Annotated in this window: 11 protein-coding genes; 4 read left to right on the top strand and 7 right to left on the bottom strand. The window is 66.3% G+C overall.

Features of this window, described 5'->3' with window-relative positions; genetic code table 11:
- Window positions 1-77: 77 nt before the first annotated feature.
- Window positions 78-1,190: a hypothetical protein gene (locus ACZ5YA_RS31000; RefSeq protein WP_464091678.1), complete on the top strand. Its 1,113-nt coding sequence runs from the start codon at window positions 78-80 to the stop codon at window positions 1,188-1,190.
- Between the two features lie 22 nt (window positions 1,191-1,212).
- Here the strand turns inward: ACZ5YA_RS31000 and ACZ5YA_RS31005 are convergent, their stop codons facing one another.
- From ACZ5YA_RS31005 to mdeB, 3 genes are all read right to left on the bottom strand, one after another.
- Window positions 1,213-1,665: a DUF2214 family protein gene (locus ACZ5YA_RS31005; RefSeq protein WP_118933995.1), complete on the bottom strand. Its 453-nt coding sequence runs from the start codon at window positions 1,663-1,665 to the stop codon at window positions 1,213-1,215.
- 134 nt (window positions 1,666-1,799) lie between these two features.
- Entirely contained in the window at window positions 1,800-4,097 is a 2,298-nt protein-coding gene (locus ACZ5YA_RS31010) for an NADP-dependent malic enzyme (protein ID WP_059374654.1), read from the bottom strand.
- Between the two features lie 190 nt (window positions 4,098-4,287).
- On the bottom strand, window positions 4,288-6,966 hold the full coding sequence (gene mdeB / locus ACZ5YA_RS31015) for an alpha-ketoglutarate dehydrogenase (protein ID WP_251879512.1): 2,679 nt from the start codon (window positions 6,964-6,966) through the stop codon (window positions 4,288-4,290).
- A 224-nt stretch (window positions 6,967-7,190) separates the two neighbouring features.
- Between mdeB and ACZ5YA_RS31020 the strand changes: the two genes are divergently transcribed.
- On the top strand, window positions 7,191-9,239 hold the full coding sequence (locus tag ACZ5YA_RS31020; RefSeq protein WP_464091679.1) for an OPT family oligopeptide transporter: 2,049 nt from the start codon (window positions 7,191-7,193) through the stop codon (window positions 9,237-9,239).
- A gap of 31 nt (window positions 9,240-9,270) precedes the next feature.
- On the opposite strand, the gene ACZ5YA_RS31025 is transcribed toward ACZ5YA_RS31020, so the two are convergent.
- The 4 genes from ACZ5YA_RS31025 to ACZ5YA_RS31040 all read right to left on the bottom strand — a co-directional run bounded on the left by ACZ5YA_RS31025 (window position 9,271) and on the right by ACZ5YA_RS31040 (window position 14,539).
- Window positions 9,271-10,503 carry a M20 family metallopeptidase gene (locus ACZ5YA_RS31025; RefSeq protein WP_059374648.1) on the bottom strand — a complete coding sequence of 411 codons (1,233 nt, stop codon included), beginning with the start codon at window positions 10,501-10,503 and terminating at the stop codon, window positions 9,271-9,273.
- 6 nt (window positions 10,504-10,509) lie between these two features.
- The gene (gene uraD / locus ACZ5YA_RS31030) at window positions 10,510-12,273 is read right to left on the bottom strand and encodes a 2-oxo-4-hydroxy-4-carboxy-5-ureidoimidazoline decarboxylase (RefSeq protein WP_464091680.1); all 1,764 of its coding nucleotides are present in this window, start codon (window positions 12,271-12,273) and stop codon (window positions 10,510-10,512) included.
- 11 nt (window positions 12,274-12,284) lie between these two features.
- Complete coding sequence (gene puuE / locus ACZ5YA_RS31035; protein ID WP_464092882.1) at window positions 12,285-13,229, bottom strand: allantoinase PuuE; 945 nt, start codon at window positions 13,227-13,229, stop codon at window positions 12,285-12,287.
- A 293-nt stretch (window positions 13,230-13,522) separates the two neighbouring features.
- Window positions 13,523-14,539 carry a 1-aminocyclopropane-1-carboxylate deaminase gene (locus ACZ5YA_RS31040; RefSeq protein ID WP_054450759.1) on the bottom strand — a complete coding sequence of 339 codons (1,017 nt, stop codon included), beginning with the start codon at window positions 14,537-14,539 and terminating at the stop codon, window positions 13,523-13,525.
- Window positions 14,540-14,720: 181 nt separating this feature from the next.
- Between ACZ5YA_RS31040 and ACZ5YA_RS31045 the strand changes: the two genes are divergently transcribed.
- Window positions 14,721-15,191 (top strand): Lrp/AsnC family transcriptional regulator, encoded by a 471-nt coding sequence (locus ACZ5YA_RS31045; protein WP_464091681.1) that lies wholly within the window; start codon window positions 14,721-14,723, stop codon window positions 15,189-15,191.
- Between the two features lie 328 nt (window positions 15,192-15,519).
- On the top strand, window positions 15,520-18,387 hold the full coding sequence (locus tag ACZ5YA_RS31050; protein ID WP_280016595.1) for a 2-oxoglutarate dehydrogenase E1 component: 2,868 nt from the start codon (window positions 15,520-15,522) through the stop codon (window positions 18,385-18,387).
- The last annotated feature ends 53 nt before the right edge of the window (window positions 18,388-18,440 follow it).

Genomic DNA, 18,440 nt, shown 5'->3' on the forward strand with positions numbered 1-18,440 from the left:
ACCGCCTTCGGGCGGTTTTTTGTTGCCTGTTCGCCGTGTGGCCGCGGCGTGATGGTTTGGCGTGTACCATCCTTGCCATGATTCCGATAGCGCTGCCTTCCGCCGGCTTTTACATTTTTGTTTCCCTGGGCTTTCTCGCCGGTCTGGCGCTGCTGGCCTGGGCCGTGGTCCTGGTTGCCAGCGGCGGCGCGCGCCGCACGGTGCGCAAGTACTGGAAGACCTCCACCCTGGTATTCGTCGTGCTGGCCGTGCCGTTCGCCTTCTATGCCTGGGTGCAGACGGTGATCTGGCAAATCGAGCGGGAGGGCGCCCGCGCCGAGGCAGCTCGCAATGTCGCGCTGCAGGAAGCGACGACCGTCGGTGGCACCGTCATGCCCGCGGGAACGCGGCTGAAGCTGCAGGACGAAGGGCAACTGGAGACCTATCTCGAAGCGGAGTTTCCGCAGCCCGTGGCCATGTATGGCGTGCAGGCGTCGAGCGCGCGGCGTTATCTCGATTCGGACTATGACGACAAAACCTACGCCTTGCGGGGCCGCTATCCGCGCAACGTCATCCTGCGCGGTGCGGGCAGCCAGACCGTGCTGGGCTGGCATTGCGACGCCACGCAGGAGATCGAGTTCGAGGTGAAGCGCGATGGCGCGATGACGGCGCTAGACAAGTGCGTGCTGGGTCCGGGCAACCGCGCCGAAACCCTGGATCTCGCGCCGGGTTCCATCCTCTATGGCTCCAGCGGCACGGTCTACACCGATGGCTCGAGCGATCCGGATCGCTGGCGCATCGAGGTCAAGGATCCGATGGCGGTCCGGATATTCGGGCTGCCCTTGATCGAGCCCAGGCTGTATCTTGACGAGGCGCGGCGCCTGCTGCGGGTCAGCGATGCGGAACTGGCTTGCCCGACGCGATTCGGCGGCGTGAGCTATGCCGCCGGCACTCAGGTGAAGTCGGTGCGCCGCGGCCGCGGCGATGCGCGCGAACCGTACCCGGGCGTGCTGGTGCTGAGCCCCTGGAATGGCCAGGCCGCCAAACGCGACGGCCAGGCCGACGTGCCGGAAGGCATGTCGGTGATGCAGACCTTGGCCGGCGAGGTCGTGGACGTGGTCCAGAACGATACGGTGGGCGTTTTCCACTTCGCCACCTTTGTCGTGGGCGACGAGGAGCCCGAGGCCCGCCGCCGCGCATCCTGCTCTTGAAGCGCGCGGCCCTGGCGGAGTGTTACGCGCCGATGCCGCGCGCCATCAGCACGGCGAACAGCGGCAGGAAGATGAACAGGTGCGATTCGATCATGACCCAGCGCCGCGCCCGCTTGATGTCGGCGGCCGCGGGCAGGAAGCCCGGCTGCTGGCGCGATTGCTTGGCCCAGCGCAGGAAGGTCATCGTGGGCGCGATCGAACAGAGGCCGATGATGACGAAGAGCGTGATCTTGGCGTGGAACCAGGGATTGCTCATGTAGAACGCGGCGCCCTTGATGCCCAGCGTCAGGCGCAGCACGCCGGTGACAAGCACCACCACGGCGCTCAGCGCATAGAGGCGGTCATAGATGACCAGGCGCTTGAGGCCGGCGGCGGTGAGATCGGGCCGCAGCAGCACGGCTTCGGCGGTCAGGACCACCACCAGCAGGAAAATGGCCAGGTAATGAAACCAGGCATACAAGGCGTCGGCCAGCATGTGGACTCCAGAAAACAAGGTTGAACTTGGTTTTTACCATCAGCCCGGGCCGGCAGGCTATCGCGGCGGAAAGTGCCCGCAGCAAGAAATAGGGCGCCCCAAGGGGCGCCCTTTGCCTTAATGGCCGTCGTTGATCAACGACGCTTCTTGGCGGCCTCGGCGGCTTCCTGCTGCGCGTCCACCACGGCCAGCGCCGTCATGTTGACGATGCGGCGCACGGTGGCGCTGGTGGTCAGGATGTGCACGGGGCGCGCCGCGCCCAGCAGGATCGGACCCATCGCGACGCCATTGCTGCCAGTCATCTTCAACATGTTGTACGTGATGTTGCCGGTGTCCAGCGTGGGCATGACGAGCAGGTTGGCGCGGCCCTTGAGCGTGCTGTCCGGGTAGGCCAGGACGCGGATCTTTTCCGACAGGGCGGCGTCGGCGTGCATTTCGCCGTCGACTTCCAGGTCGGGAGCGCGGTCCTGCACCATCTGGCGCGCGGCGGCCATCTTGCGCGAGGATTCCGTCACGCGGCTGCCGAAGTTGGAGTGCGACAGCAGGGCGATCTTCGGCACCACGCCAAAGCGCAGCATTTCGTCCGCGGCCTGGATGGTGATGCTGGCGACTTCCTCGGCCGTCGGGTTCTCGTTGACGTGGGTGTCGGTGACGAACAGCGTCTGGTCGGGCAGCATCAGCACGTTCAGGGCGGCGTAGGTCTGGCCTTCCTTCTTGCCGATGATTTCGTCGATGTACTTGAGCTGGTTGTCGTACTTGCTGGCCACGCCGCAGAGCAGGGCGTCCGCGTCGCCACGGCGCAGCAGCATCGCGCCGATCAGCGTGTTGTGCTTGCGGATCATCGCCTTGGCGATGGCCGGCGTCACGCCTTCGCGGCCCTTCAACTGGTAGTACGCATTCCAGGTTTCGTTGAAGCGGCTGTCGTCTTCCGGATCCACGATCTCGAAATCCTGGCCGGCCGCCAGGCGCAGGCCGAACTTCTTGATGCGCATTTCGATGACGGCGGGACGGCCGATCAGGATCGGGAACGCCAGCTTTTCATCGGCCACGGTCTGCACCGCGCGCAGCACGCGCTCGTCTTCGCCGTCGGCGTAGATGACGCGCTTGGGCGCCTTCTTGGCCTGGGCGAACAACGGACGCATCAGCTGGCCCGAGTGGTACACGAAGCCCATCAGCTTCTGGCGGTAGGCCTCGATGTCTTCGATGGGGCGGGCAGCCACGCCGGAGTCGGCGGCGGCTTGGGCCACGGCCGGGGCGATCTGGACGATCAGGCGCGGGTCGAAGGGCTTCGGGATGATGTAGTCCGGGCCGAACGACAGTTCCTGGCCGGCGTAGGCGCGGGCCACTTCGTCGTTTTGTTCGGCTTGAGCCAGTTCGGCGATGGCCTTCACGCAAGCCAGCTTCATTTCTTCCGTGATGCGCGAGGCGCCGGCGTCCATGGCGCCGCGGAAGATGAACGGGAAGCACAGCACGTTGTTGACCTGGTTCGGGTAGTCCGAACGGCCGGTGGCGATGATGCAGTCCGGGCGGGCGGCCTTGGCCACCTCGGGACGGATTTCCGGTTCCGGGTTGGCCAGCGCCAGGATCAGCGGGCTGGCGGCCATGGTCTTGACCATGTCGGCGGTCAGCACGCCGGCGGTCGAGCAGCCCAGGAACACGTCGGCGCCGTTGACCACGTCAGCCAGCGTGCGGGCGTCGGTCTTCTGCGCGTAGCGCTTCTTGTTGGCTTCCATGTTTTCATCGCGGCCGTCCCAGATCACGCCGCGCGAGTCCACCACGTAGATGTTCTCGCGCTTGACGCCCAGGTGCACCAGCAGGTCCAGGCAGGCGATGGCGGCGGCGCCGGCGCCCGAGCAAGCCAGCTTGACCGAGCCGATGTCCTTGTTCACGACCTTCAGGCCGTTCAGGATGGCGGCCGACGAAATGATGGCGGTGCCGTGCTGGTCGTCGTGGAAGACGGGGATCTTCATGCGCTCGCGCAGCTTCTTCTCGATGTAGAAGCACTCGGGCGCCTTGATGTCCTCGAGGTTGACGCCGCCCAGCGTGGGCTCCAGCGCCGCGATGATGTCGACCAGCTTGTCGGGGTCGTTCTCGGCCAGTTCGATGTCGAACACGTCGATGCCGGCGAACTTCTTGAACAGGCAGCCCTTGCCTTCCATCACAGGCTTGGCGGCCAGCGGGCCGATGTTGCCCAGGCCCAGCACGGCGGTGCCGTTGGTGATCACGCCCACCAGGTTGCCGCGCGAGGTGTACTTCGAGGCGGCGTCATCGCCTTGGTCGAAGATGGCCATGCAGGCGGCCGCCACGCCGGGGGAGTAGGCCAGGGACAGGTCGTCCTGGTTGGCCAGCGTCTTGGTCGGGGTGACCGAGATTTTGCCGGGGGTGGGGTAGGCGTGGTAGTCCAACGCCATTTTGGTGAGGGTTTCGTCCATGGGATACAGGCCTTGCGGGCGCTAAATGGAAAGGAAATGGGATTGCAAAAAGCGGGCTCGCGGCCCGCCGTATTTTCTGGGAAATGCTTGGGAACACCCGTATTTCAACAGAAAGCGCGGGTGCTTGGTTGTTGCGCTGCAGCGAATGGACGATTTTGCGCAAAACCTCGCTGCATCCCGGATTGCAATCCTATCTATCCCAAGGCGGCGTTTGCCGCGTGCCGGCATTCAGGCGCGCGCGCAGCGCCTGGGCGTCTTCCTGGCGGTCCAGGCTGTCCAGCGCGTACAGCACGATCCAGTCCGCGCTGACCTCGAAGAAGTCGCGCAGCTGGGCGCGGGTGTCGCTGCGGCCGAAGCCATCGGTGCCCAGCGTGCGGTAGGGCGCAGGCACCCAGGCGCGGATCTGCTCCGGCACGGCGCGCACGTAGTCGCTGGCGGCAACCACCGGGGCGTTGCTGACGCCCAGGCAGGTGCGGACCCAGTCGGCGCCGGACGCAAGGCCGAGCACGCGGGCGCGTTCGGCTTCGCGGCCGGCGCGGGCCAGCTCGGAAAAGCTGGTGACGCTCCAGACTTCGGCGTCCACGCCGTAGTCGGCCTGCAGCCGTTGCGCGGCAATTTCGGCCTCGCGCAGCATGGGGCCGGCGCCCAGCAGGCGCACCTGGGCCTGCCCGCGCGCGGGCCGCAGGCGGTACATGCCGCGCAGGATGCCCTCGCGCACGTCTTCGCCTGCCGGCATGTCCGGCTGCGCCAGGTTCTCGTTGGTGACGGTCAGGTAGTAGAACTCGTCGCGCTGCTCGTCCAGCATGCGGCGCATGCCGTGCTCGACGATGATGGCGACCTCGTAGGCATAGGCCGGGTCATAGGCGCGGCAGTTCGGCACGGCGGCGGCCATGATGTGGCTGGAGCCGTCCTGGTGCTGCAGCCCTTCGCCGCCCAGCGTGGTGCGGCCGGAGGTGGCGCCGACGAGGAAGCCGCGCGTGCGCTGATCGGCGGCAGCCCAGATCAGGTCGCCGATGCGCTGGAAGCCGAACATCGAGTAATAGATATAGAAGGGCAGCATCGGCAGGCCGTTGACCGAATAGCTGGTGCCCGCGGCCGTCCACGAGGAAATCGCGCCGGCCTCGGTAATGCCTTCTTCCAGGATCTGGCCGTCGCGCGCTTCGCGGTAATACAGCACCGAGCCGATGTCCTCGGGTTCGTAGAGCTGGCCTTGCGCGGAATAGATGCCGATCTGGCGGAACAGGTTGGCCATGCCGAAGGTGCGCGCCTCGTCCGCCACGATGGGCACGATGCGCGGCCCCACGGTGGCGTCCTTGAGCAGGGCGGTCAGCATGCGCACGATGGCCATGGTGGACGACATTTCCTTGCCGTCGGCGGCCAGCGCGAAACGCGCCCAGTGTTCCGCGTCCGGCGGCGCCAGGCGCGGCGCCTCGGTGTTGCGGCGGGGAATGTGGCCGCCCAGCGCGGCGCGGCGCGCCTGCAGGTGGCGCAGTTCGGCGCTGTCCTCGGCCGGGCGGTAGAACTTGAGCGCCAGGCAATCGGCGTCCGAGATCGGCAGCGCGAAGCGGTCGCGGAAGGCTAGCAGCGCCTCGTCGTCCAGCTTCTTCTGCTGGTGCGTGGTCATCTTGCCCTGGCCGGCCGACCCCATGCCGAAGCCCTTCTTGGTCTGCGCCAGGATCACCGTGGGCTGGCCGCGATGGCGCACGGCGCGGTGGTAGGCCGCATGGATCTTCACCATGTCATGGCCGCCGCGGTGCAGCCGGTCGATGGCCTCGTCGCTCCAGTCGGCCACCAGGGCGGCCAGTTCGGGATTCTGGTTGAAGAAGTGGGCGCGGTTGAAGGCGCCGTCGTTGGCCGCGAAGGTCTGGAACTGTCCGTCCACGGTGTTGGCGAAGGCGCGCGCCAGGGCGCCGCCGGTGTCGCGCCGCAAGAGTGCGTCCCAGTCGCTGCCCCAGACCAGCTTGATGACGTTCCAGCCCGCGCCCGCATACAGCGTTTCCAGCTCATCGATGATGCGGCCGTTGCCGCGCACCGGGCCGTCCAGGCGCTGCAGGTTGCAATTGACCACGAACACCAGGTTGTCGAGTTTCTCGCGCGCGGCCAGCGTCAGCGCGGCGATGGATTCGGGTTCGTCCATTTCGCCGTCGCCGAAGATGCCCCAGACCTTGCGGTCGCCGCCGGGCATGAGCGAACGGTGCTCCAGATAGCGCATGAAGCGCGCCTGGTAGATGGCGTTGATGGGGCCGATGCCCATCGACCCCGTGGGGAACTGCCAGAAGTCGGGCATCAGCCACGGGTGCGGGTACGACGACAGTCCGCGCAGGCCGCGCGCGCCGGCCGTGATCTCCTGGCGGAAATGCGCCAGGTCCTCTTCGCCCAGGAATCCTTCCAGATAGGCGCGGGCATACACGCCGGGCGCCGAGTGCGGCTGCATGTAGACCAGGTCGCCGGGGCCGTCCGGGCTCTGCGCGCGGAAGAAATGGTTGAAGCCGACCTCGAACAGGTCGGCGGCCGAGGCATAGCTGGCGATGTGGCCGCCCAGCTCCCCATGCGCCTGGTTGGCGCGCACCACCATCGCCAGCGCGTTCCAGCGGTTGATGCGGGCGATGCGCTCCTCCACGGCGAGGTTGCCGGGGAAGGGCGGCTCCTGGTCGGCGGGGATGGTGTTGAGGTAGGCGGTGCGGGTCTGGCTGTTGGCGCGCAGGCCCAGCGACGCCGCATGGCCCAGCAGATTGTCCAGCACGTAGCCCGCCCGTTCAGAACCTTCCGCCTGTACCAGCGATTCCAGCGCCTCGCGCCATTCGGCGGTTTCGGCGGGATCGGCGTCGTGCTGGATGTCTTGCCCGGGGGCGGAACTGGCGTCGCGCATGGTCTGGTCGTCTCCTGGTTTGACGTCCATGCTAGACCCTAGCCCCTGGCATGGGTGATCAAAATTCTGGGGAAACTTCGGAAAATTCAGCATAATCTTTTGCAAGTTTTACTGCTTGCGGCAGCTTCTGCCGAGGATATGCTTGGCGGTCGTCTCAGAGGGGTGACCGCTGGGTGGACGCGAAGGCGCTAGAATTCGCGCCTGGCAAGATAGGAATAACTGCAATGACCCAACCCATCAGCGTCCCGGCAGAGGTCACGTTGCCCGAACTTACGTTCCGCGGCATCCTCCTGGGCGCAATCATCACCGTCATCTTCACGGCTTCCAACGTCTTTCTCGGACTGAAGGTGGGCCTGACGTTCTCATCCGCCATTCCGGCGGCGGTGATCTCGATGTCCGTCCTGCGCCTGTTCAAGGACGCGAACATCCTCGAAAACAACATGGTGCAGACCCAGGCCTCCGCGGCCGGGACGCTGTCGTCCATCATCTTCATCCTGCCGGCCCTGGTCATGATGGGACACTGGCAGGGCTTCCCGTTCTGGCAGACGCTGGGCATCTGCGCCGCCGGCGGCATGCTGGGCGTGATGTTCACCATTCCGCTGCGCCACGTGATGGTGGTGCAGAGCGACCTGCCGTATCCGGAAGGCGTGGCCGCCGCTGAAATTTTGCGGGTGGGCAGCGCCGAGCGCGCCCAGGACGAGGCCGCGGAGGACGGACGCGCACCGGCCAAGGCCGAGACCGGCATGGGCGACATCGTGGCTGGCGGCGTGGTCGCCGCCGCGGTCAGTTTCGCCGCCAGCGGACTGCGCGTGCTGGGCGACAGCGTCAGCGGCTGGTTCGCACTGGGCGGCGCGGTGTTCCGGCTGCCCATGGGCTTTTCGTTGGCGCTGCTGGGCGCGGGCTACCTGATCGGCATCGTCGCCGGGCTGGCCATGCTGACCGGACTGATCATTTCCTGGGGCATCGCCGTGCCCATCCTGACCGCCATGGGCGACATGCCCGCGGGCACGTCGCTGGCGAAGTACGCTACCGGCCTGTGGGCTTCGCAGGTGCGCTTCATCGGCGCCGGCGTGATCGGCGTGGGCGCCATCTGGACGCTGGCCACGCTGTTCATGCCGATGGCGCGCGGCGTCAAGGCTTCGTTCGCGGCGCTGACCAAGGCGGGCGCCGCCCGTGCCGGGCGCGCGCCGCGCACCGAGCGCGACCTGTCGGCCGGCTGGATTTCAGCGGTGACGCTGGTACTGGTGGCGGTGCTGGTCGTCACGTTCCAGGTGTTCCTGTCCGGCGCGCCGCTGTCGCCCGCCGGCATCTGGAAGCTGGTGGCCTACGCCGTGCTGTTCGCCTTCGTCTTCGGCTTCCTGGTGGCCGCGGCCTGCGGCTACATGGCCGGCCTGGTAGGGTCGTCGACCAGTCCGATCTCGGGCGTGGGTATCGTCGCCATCGTGCTGGTGTCGCTGCTGATGCTGGCGCTGGGCGGCGAACTGCTGGGCGCGCAGAACGGCGTGCAGATGGCGATTGCGCTGTCGATCTTCAGCACCTCGGCGGTGGTGGCGGTGGCCTCCATTTCCAACGACAACCTGCAGGACTTGAAAACCGGCTGGCTGGTGGGCGCGACGCCCTGGCGTCAGCAGGTGGCCCTGCTGATCGGCTGCGTGGCCGGCGCGGCGGTGATTTCGCCGGTGCTGGAACTGCTCTACAACGCCTACGGTTTTGCCGACGCCATGCCGCGCGCAGGCATGGACCCGGCGCAGGCCCTGTCGGCGCCGCAAGCGACGCTGATGCTGGCGATCGCGCGCGGCATCTTCACGCACCAGCTCAACTGGACCATGATCCTGATCGGCATGGCGGTCGGCGTGGGGCTGATCGTGGTGGACGAAATCATGAAGCGCACCTGCCGCGTGGCCCGCATTCCGGTGCTGGCCGTGGGTATCGGCATCTACCTGCCGCCCACCGTCGCCGCGCCCATCGTGGTCGGCGCGATCCTGGCATGGCTGCTGGAACGCGCTCTGCGCCGCCGCGCGGCCGCTGCCGGCAAGCCCTACGAGCAGTTCGCCGACGCGGCCAACCGCCGCGGCGTGCTGATCGCCTCTGGCCTGATCGTGGGCGAAAGCCTGGTCGGCGTGCTGATGGCCGGCATCATCGGCGCGGCCGGCACCGAAGCGCCGCTGGCGATCGCCGGCGCGGGCTTCGAGCACACGGCCTCGTTCCTGGGCCTGGCCGTCTTCGTGGCGGTGGCGATCCTGTTCTGGCGCCGGGTGATGAAACTGGCGTGAAGCGCCCGGCCGGTCCTGCCGGGCGCCCGCCTCAGGCGGCGTCCAGCAGGTCGGCCAGCGTGCGGGCGATGACCTTGGTGGCGCGCCGCAGGTCTTCCAGCACCACCCGCTCATCGTTGCGCTTGGCGTGCGATTCCAGCACGGTGCGCGGTCCGGCGCCGTAGATCACGCCCGGAATGCCCGCTTCGGCGTACAGGCGCACGTCGGTATAAAGCGGCGTGCCCATGGCGGCGATGGGCTCGCCGAACAATTCCTCTCCATGTTTCTGTATGGCCTGCACCAGCGGCTGGTTGCCCGGCAGCGGGCGCATGGAATTGGCCAGCAGCAGGCGCTTGATGTCCACGCTGATGCCGGGCACGGAGGCGGCGGTTTCCTGGATGATGCGGCGGATGTCGGCCTCGACCTCGGCCGCGTTTTCTTCGGGGATCATGCGCCGGTCCAGCTTGAACACCACCTTGCCCGGCACCACGTTGGTGTTGGTGCCGCCTTCGATGCGGCCGACGTTCAGGTAGGGGTGGCTGATGCCCGGCACCTCGGAGCGGATCTCCCGATACCGCGTGTTCTGCGCGTACAGCGCGTTCAGGATCGCGACCGCGCCTTGCAGCGCATCCACGCCGCTGCTGGGGATGGCGGCATGCGCCATCTTGCCGTGGACCGTCACTTCCATCTGCAGGCAGCCGTTGTGGGCGGTCACGACCTCGTAGCTGAAACCCGCGGCGATCAGCAGATCGGGCTTGGTCAGTCCTTGGGACAGCAGCCAGCCGGGGCCGAGCAGGCCACCGAATTCCTCGTCGTAGGTGAAGTGCAGTTCGACCGCGCCGCGGCTGGGGCGGGCGACGGCTTCCAACGCGCGCAGGGCGAACGTGTAGCTGGCGAAATCGCTCTTGCTGACCGCGGCGGCGCGGCCGTACAGGCTGCCGCCGTCGATTTCGCCGCCGTAAGGATCATGTTCCCAGCCTTCGCCCGGCGGCACCACGTCGCCGTGGGCGTTGAGCGCCACGCGCAGGCCGCCCGCGCCGTACTCGCGGCGCACGATGAGGTTGGTGATGGATTGCAGGCCATAGTCCCGCACCTCCTGCGCCGGCACCGGATGGGCTTCGGCCTCCAAGCCGAAGCCTTGCAGCAATTCGGTCGTGCGCTCGGCGTGTGGCGCATTGTTGCCGGGAGGCGTGTCGGTCGGCACGCGCACCAGCTCCTGCAGGAAGCGGACTTCCTCGTCAAAGTGGGCGTCAATCCAGGCGTCGAGTCGGGCGTAATCGGTCATGGTCGGCTATTGGGTGTCGTGGGCAAGATCGTCGAGCAGGCGCAGGAACGCCAGCACGGCAAGCTGGATGTCGTCGCTGGAGGTGGATTCGCGCGGGTTGTGGCTGATGCCGGAGTTCTGGCCGCGTACGAACAGCATGGCCTGGGGCATGACTTCATGCAGCTTCATGGCGTCGTGGCCGGCGCCGCTGGGCATGCGATGGACGGGCAGTCCCAGCGCGTCGACGGCGCGTTCCCAGCGCTGCTGCCAGGCCGGATCGCTGGGCGCGGCGGCGGCGCGCATGGTTTCTTCCAGCGTGTAGCGCAGGCCGCGGCGCTGGCAGATGGCTTCGAGCTCGGCCAGCACGTCGCGCGCCAGCGCATCACGCTGCGCGTCGCTGGGCGCGCGCAGGTCCAGGCTGAAGCGGCATTCTCCCGGCACCACGTTGATCGAACCGCCGGGCACTTCCAGCATGCCCATGGTGCCGACCGAGTCGCCGTCGCGGGCGGCGCGCTGCTCCACGTACAAGGCCAGCTCGGCCGTGGCGGTGGCGGCGTCGCGGCGGCGGTTCATCGGGGTGGTGCCGGCGTGGCAGGCTAGGCCGTTGATCCGCACCTGATAGCGCACGCAGCCGTTGATGGACGTGACCACGGCCAGCGGCAGCCCCATTTCGTAGAGCACCGGACCTTGTTCGATGTGGACTTCGACGAAGCCCAGATAGCGGGCGGGGTCGCGCTTGAGCATGGGGATGTCTGCGCTGCGCAGGCCGGCTTGCGCCATGGCGTCGCGCATGCTGACGCCGTCGGCGTCCTGCTGGTCCAGCCATTGCGGCTTGAAGTCGCCGATCAACGCGCCCGAACCCAGGAAGGTGGCGCGGTAGCGCTGGCCTTCCTCTTCCGCGAAGCCGATGACTTCCAGGTGGTAGGGCAGGCGCTTGCCCTGGCGGTGCAATTCGCGCACGCAGGCCATCGGCACGAAGATGCCCAGCCGGCCGTCGTACTTGCCGGCGTTGCGGACGGTGTCGTAATGGCTGCCGGTCATGAGGGTGGGGGCGTCGGCGCTGGCGGCCAGGTAGCGGCCGACCACGTTGCCAACCGCATCGATGCCGACCTCGTCGAAACCGCAGTCGCGCATCCATTGCGACAACAGCGCGGCGCAGGCGCGGTGGGCTGCGGTCAGGTAGGTGACGGTGAGCTGGCCTTTTTCTGCGTAGCCCGGATCGCTGTGGACGGCCAGTTGTTCGCCCCAGTCCCAGATGTCGTTGCCGATGGCGGGCTCGGCGTCGAAGCTATCGCGCAGGCGGATCTCGGCGATGCGGTGCAGCTGCTGCTGGGCTTCTTCGAATTCCAGGTCCGGCGGGTTGTCCAGGCGGCGGGTGAATTCGTCGATCACCTGCTGGCGCGTCATGCCGGCGCCGCGCGGGCCGCGCACGGCCAGCACGAAGGGAAAGCCGAATCTGGCGCCGTAGTCGGCGTTCAATGCTTGCAGGCGAGCCAATTCGGCGGGCGTGCACGCGGCCAATCCGGCCAAGTCCTGTTCGCGTGCCGAATCCGCGTTCCGGGGCGTGCCTGCTGCCAGCTCCGGATGGGCGCGCAGCAGCGCCGTCCGGGCGTCGGCGTCGGCCTCGTTCACGGCGCGGCGCAGGCGCTGCGCCAGGTCGGCCAGCGAGCGAAACGGCCGGTGGCCAAGCGCGCGTTCGGCGATCCAGGGGGCATGTCCGTACAGGCCGTCGAGCATGGCGACGGCGTCCGCGGGCGCCGCCGCATTGAGTTGGGCTAGGGTATGGGCCATGGCCGTCCTGTTCAGGCGTTGGGGGTGTAGGGATGCGCCGCCTTCCAGTGGCGCGCGATGTCCAGCCGCCGGCAGACCCAGACGCGGTCATGGCTGGCAATGTGGTCCAGGAAACGCTGCAGCGCGGTGATGCGGCCGGGCCGGCCCAGCAGGCGGCAATGCATGCCGATGCTCATCATCTTGGGCGCTTCGTCGCCTTCGGCGTAGAGCGCGTCGAAGCTGTCCTTCAGGTACTGGAAGAAGGGATCAGCGTGCGAATAGCCCTGCGGCAGCGCGAAGCGCATGTCGTTGCAGTCCAGCGTGTAGGGCACGATCAGTTGCGGCACGACGCTGCCGTCCGTTTTCTGTACGCGCATCCAGAAGGGCAGGTCGTCGCCGTAGTAGTCGCTGTCGTACTCGAAACCGCCATAGTCGGCCACCAGGCGCCGCGTGCGCGGACTGTCGCGGCCGGTGTACCAGCCCAGCGGACGGCTGCCGGTCATTTGCGTGATCGCGTCCATGGCCAGGCGCATGTGTTCGCGCTCGGTGGCCTCGTCGATGTGCTGATAGTGGATCCAGCGCCAGCCGTGGCAGGCGATCTCGTGTCCCAGTTCGACGAAGGCGGCGGTCAGTTCCGGATGGCGCTGCAAGGCCATGCCCACGCCGAATACCGTCAGCGGCAGGCCGTGCTTCTCGAATTCCCGCAGGATGCGCCAGACGCCGGCGCGCGAGCCGTACTCGTAGATGCCCTCCATGCTGAGGTGGCGCTCGGGATAGCTGGCGGGGTTGAACATTTCCGACAGGAACTGTTCGGACCCGGGGTCGCCATGCAGCACGCTGTTCTCGCCGCCTTCCTCGTAATTCAGCACGAACTGCACCGCGATGCGCGCCTGCCCCGGCCATCGGGCATGCGGCGGATTGCGGCCGTAGCCGGCCAGGTCGCGGGGGTAGGGGAGCGTGGAATCGTAGACGGTCATGAGGCGGGCGGAGGGCAACGGCGCGCGGCGGCCGGGCGTGGGTGGGCGGATGACTTCCTGATGATCAGCACCATAGCGGGAAATCATAGTTTTGTATACAAACTATGTACATAATTCTATTGGAGGGCCGGAAAGGCGGGCCCAAACGAAAAGCCCAGCCGGCGGATACGCCGGCTGGGCTGCGCTTCCTGCGCTCATCATCGGCGCTGGCGGCCAGGACTGGCAAGTCCAGGGCCTGGCCGGCCTTTCAGCGCAAGTCGCCGCAAGGCCAGCCGAAGGCGCCGTAGGCGCCCTTATCCGTTGCGGTAGAGAAAGCTGTAGGCGTTGATCGCCGGCACCCCTCCCAGGTGCGCATACAGAACCCGCGAGCCGGCCGGAATCTCGCCGCGGCGGATGATGTCCATCATGCCCTGCATGGATTTTCCTTCGTAGACCGGGTCGGTCATCATGCCCTCGAGCCGGGCGCAAAGACGGATGGCCTCGTTGGTCTCGGCCGAGGGCAGGCCATAGGCCGGGTAGGCATAGCGGGTGTCCAGCACCACGTCGCGCTCTTCGATGGCGGCGCCGAGTCCGACCATGTCGGCCGTGCGCCGCGCGATGCGCAGGATCTGCGCGCGGGTTTGCTCGGGCGTGCCTGAAGCGTCGATGCCGATGACGCGGTCCGCGCGGCCATCCGCCGCAAAGCCCACCACCATGCCGGCCTGCGTGCTGCCCGTGACCGCGCAGACGACGATGTAGTCGAACTTGAAGCCCAGCTCGGCTTCCTGGCGCCGCACTTCCTCGGCGAAGCCGACGTAGCCCAGGCCGCCGAGTTCGTGGTCGGACGCGCCCGCTGGAATCGCGTAGGGCTTGCCGCCGCGCTTGCGGACATCTTCCAGCGCCTCTTCCCAGCTGCGGCGAAAGCCGATGTCGAACCCCTGGTCCACCAGACGCACGTCGGCGCCCATCAGGCGGCTCATCATGATGTTGCCGACCCGGTCGTAGACCGCGTCCGAATAGTCCACCCAGTTTTCCTGCACCAGCACGCAGGCCAGCCCGAGCTTGGCGGCCACGGCCGCCACCATGCGGGTGTGGTTGGACTGGATGCCGCCGATGGTGACCAGCGTGTCGCAGCCCTGTTCCAGCGCCTGCGGGATCAGGTACTCCAGCTTGCGCAGCTTGTTGCCGCCGAAGGCGAGGCCGCTGTTGCAGTCTTCGCGCTTGGCGTAGATCTCGACCTTGCCGCCCAGATGCGCGGACAGGCGCTCGAGCTTCTCGATGGGGGTGTCGCCGAAGGTCAGGCGATGGCGCGGAAATCGTTGCAGATCCATGGGACTCTCCTGGGCCGGGCCGGGTGGCGCGGATGGAAAAATCATAGGAATTTCAAGGATTTGCCGTCAATTGCGTATTTTTATTATTTAAAAGGAAAATAATTAAATAAACGTCCAGGTTTCTATTTAATATTTCTAGATTGGCTTTTTGATCGAAATTTAATTTTCAGGGACGCATCAAATGCCGACGAATTCTGACCTGGACCGCATCGATCGCCACATCCTGCGCGTGCTGCAGCAGGACGCCCAGATCACCAACCTGGAACTGAGCGCGCGCGTCCACCTGAGCCCGGCCGCCTGCCTGCGCCGCGTGGAAAAGCTCAAGAGCGAGGGAGTCATCCGCAAGACCGTCGCCCTGCTGGCACCGGCAGAGGTGGACATGGCCACCCTGGTCATCGTGGGCGTGGTGCTGGACCGCTCCACACCGGAGTCCTTCACGGATTTCGAAGCCGCGGCGCGCGGCATCAGCGGCTGCCTGGAATGCCACCTGGTGGCAGGCGAGTTCGACTACTTCCTGATGCTGCGCATCCGCGACCTGGAACGCTTTAACAAGCTGCATGCGGGCGAGATCATCAAGCTGCCCGGCGTACGCCAGATCCGCACCTTTTTCGTCCTGAAAGAGATCCTGTCGACCACCGAATTGCCCGTATGAACGAGGCTAATGCGCAACACTGCAATTTTTGCCAGCGAAAATGATGCGGCGCGGCATTTTGGATTGCCGGAAATTGAATGCGAGTAGACGGCGCAATGGAAGGGGTTGCCTGGACATTCCAATGCTGCATGACGGCATTCCGAATGCGCTTTTGCGTCACGCAAACGCAAGAAGACGTCCTTAAACTCAAAGGGCTATACTCTTATCCCATACGGCTTTTAAGGCTTGTACGCGCCTTCTGCCCCTGCTATCCGCTTAACGGGAAGCCCGTGTCGCGGAAGGTTTTCCTGCATCGTGTCGAGTGAAGCACTCGTAAAGGTGAAGCGATATGTCTTCGGAAATAGAATCTCTATCCACGTCTTATCTCTTTGGGGGTAACGCCCCTTATGTTGAGGAGCTTTACGAAGCCTACCTCGACAATCCCGGTTCGGTACCTGACAACTGGCGCGAATACTTCGACCAGCTGCAACACGCTCCCGCCACCGACGGCCAGGAATCCACCCGCGACCAGGCCCACGCTCCCATCGTCGAATCGTTCGCCCAGCGCGCCAAGGCCAATGCCTTCGTGCAACGCGCGGCCGAACCCGATCTGACCGTGGCCAGCAAGCAGGTTTCGGTGCAGTCGCTGATCGCGGCCTACCGCTCCCTGGGTTCGCGCTGGGCCGACCTGGATCCGCTCAAGCGCCAGGAACGTCCCCCGATCCCCGAACTCGATCCGGCCTTCTACGGCCTGACCGAAGCCGATCTGGACCAGACCTACTCGGCCACCAACACCTACTTCACGACCGCCAGCACCATGACGCTGCGCGACATCCTGAAGGCGCTGCGCGACACCTACTGCCGCAGCATCGGTGCCGAATTCACGCACATCTCCGACCCCGCCGCCAAGCGCTGGATCCAGGAACGCCTGGAAGCCACCCTGGGCGCGCCGGCCTACTCGGCCGAAGAAAAGCGCCACATCCTGCAGCAGCTGACCGAGTCCGAAGGCCTCGAGCGCTTCCTGCACACCAAGTACGTCGGCCAGAAGCGCTTCTCGCTGGAAGGCGGCGAAAGCTTCATCGCCTCGATGGACGAAGTGGTGAACCACGCCGGTGAAAACGGCGTCCAGGAAATCGTGGTCGGCATGGCCCACCGCGGCCGCCTGAACCTGCTCGTGAACATCATGGGCAAGATGCCCGGCGACCTGTTCGCCGAGTTCGAAGGCAAGCACGCCGAAGGCCTGACCGACGGCGACGTGAAGTACCACAACGGCTTCTCCAGCGACCTGTCCACCCGTGGCGGCCCGGTCCACCTGTCGCTCGCGTTCAACCCGTCGCACCTGGAAATCGTCAACCCCGTGGTCGAAGGCAGCGCACGCGCCCGCCAGGAACGCCGCGGCGACGCCGAAGGCAAGCAAGTCCTGCCGGTGCTGGTGCACGGCGACGCGGCCTTCGCCGGCCAGGGCGTGGTCATGGAAACCCTGAACCTGGCCCAGACCCGCGGCTACGGCACGGGCGGCACGCTGCACATCGTCATCAACAACCAGATCGGCTTCACCACGTCCGACCCGCGCGATTCGCGCTCGACGCTGTATTGCACCGACGTGGTCAAGATGATCGAAGCGCCGGTGTTCCACGTCAACGGCGACGATCCCGAAGCCGTCGTGTTCGTCACCAAGCTGGCCCTGGACTACCGCCTGCAGTTCCGCCACGACATCGTCGTGGACATCGTCTGCTTCCGCAAGCTGGGCCACAACGAGCAAGACACTCCGTCGCTGACGCAGCCCCTGATGTACAAGCGCATCGGCCATCATCCCGGCACGCGCAAGCTGTACGCCGACAAGCTGACCACGCAAGGCGTGCTGGCCGAAGGCGAAGCCGATCAGCTCGTCAAGGACTACCGCCAGCTGATGGAAGACGGCCAGCGCACCATCGAGCCGGTGCTGACCGACTACAAGAGCAAGTACGCCATCGACTGGTCGCCGTTCCTGGGCGCCAAGTGGACCGACCAGGCCGACACCGCCGTGCCGCTGGCCGAACTCAAGCGCATCGGCGAACGCATCACCACCGTGCCGGAAGGCTTCACGGTGCACCCGCTGGTCGCCAAGCTGCTGAACGACCGCCGCACCATGGCCAAGGGCGAAATGAACCTGGACTGGGGCATGGGCGAACACCTCGCCTTCGCGACCCTGGTGTCCTCGGGCTACGCCATCCGCATCACCGGCCAGGACTCGGGCCGCGGCACGTTCACGCACCGCCACGCCGTGCTGCACGACCAGAACCGCGAACGCTGGAACGACGGCACCTACATTCCGCTGCAAAACGTCTCGGAAGGCCAGGCTCCGTTCACCGTCATCGACTCCGTGCTGTCCGAAGAGGCGGTGCTGGGCTTTGAATACGGCTACTCCAGCGCCGAACCCAACACGCTGACCATCTGGGAAGGCCAGTTCGGCGACTTCGTCAACGGCGCCCAGGTCGTGATCGACCAGTTCATCAGCTCCGGCGAAGCCAAGTGGGGCCGCCAGTCGGGCCTGACCCTGATGCTGCCGCACGGCTACGAAGGCCAGGGTCCCGAGCACTCGTCGGGCCGCATCGAGCGCTTCCTGCAGCTGTGCGCCGACAACAACATGCAAGTGGTCCAGCCGACCTCCGCGTCGCAGATCTTCCACGTGCTGCGTCGTCAGATGATCCGTCCGTTCCGCAAGCCGCTGGTGCTGTTCACGCCCAAGTCGCTGCTGCGCAACAAGGACGCCGGTTCGCCCCTGACCGATCTGGCCGGCGGCAGCTTCCGCCCGGTCATCGGCGAGGTCGACGAGGCCATCGACGCCAGCAAGGTCAAGCGCGTGCTGGCTTGCTCGGGCAAGGTCTACTACGATCTGGTCAATGCCCGCCGCGAGCGTGGCGCCGACAACGTTGCGATCGTCCGCGTCGAACAGCTGTATCCGTTCGCGCACAAGTCGTTCGAAACGGAACTGCGCAAGTACCCGAAGGCAACCGAAGTGATCTGGGTTCAGGACGAACCGCAGAACCAGGGCGCCTGGTTCTACGTTCAGCATCACGTGTACGAGAACATGGTCGAAGGCCAGAAGCTGGGTTACGCCGGCCGCGCCGCGTCGGCATCGCCGGCCGTGGGCTACCTGGCCAAGCACCAGGAGCAGCAGAAGGCCCTGATCGACACGGCTTTCGCGCCCAAGTTCAAGGTCATGTTGACGAAGTAACACTCGCTTGATGCACGCGCCGCGCGCGCAGGTTTCTGGAATTCCGATTCGAA

The sequence above is a fragment of the Achromobacter sp. JCM 18799 genome (genome assembly GCF_055395645.1).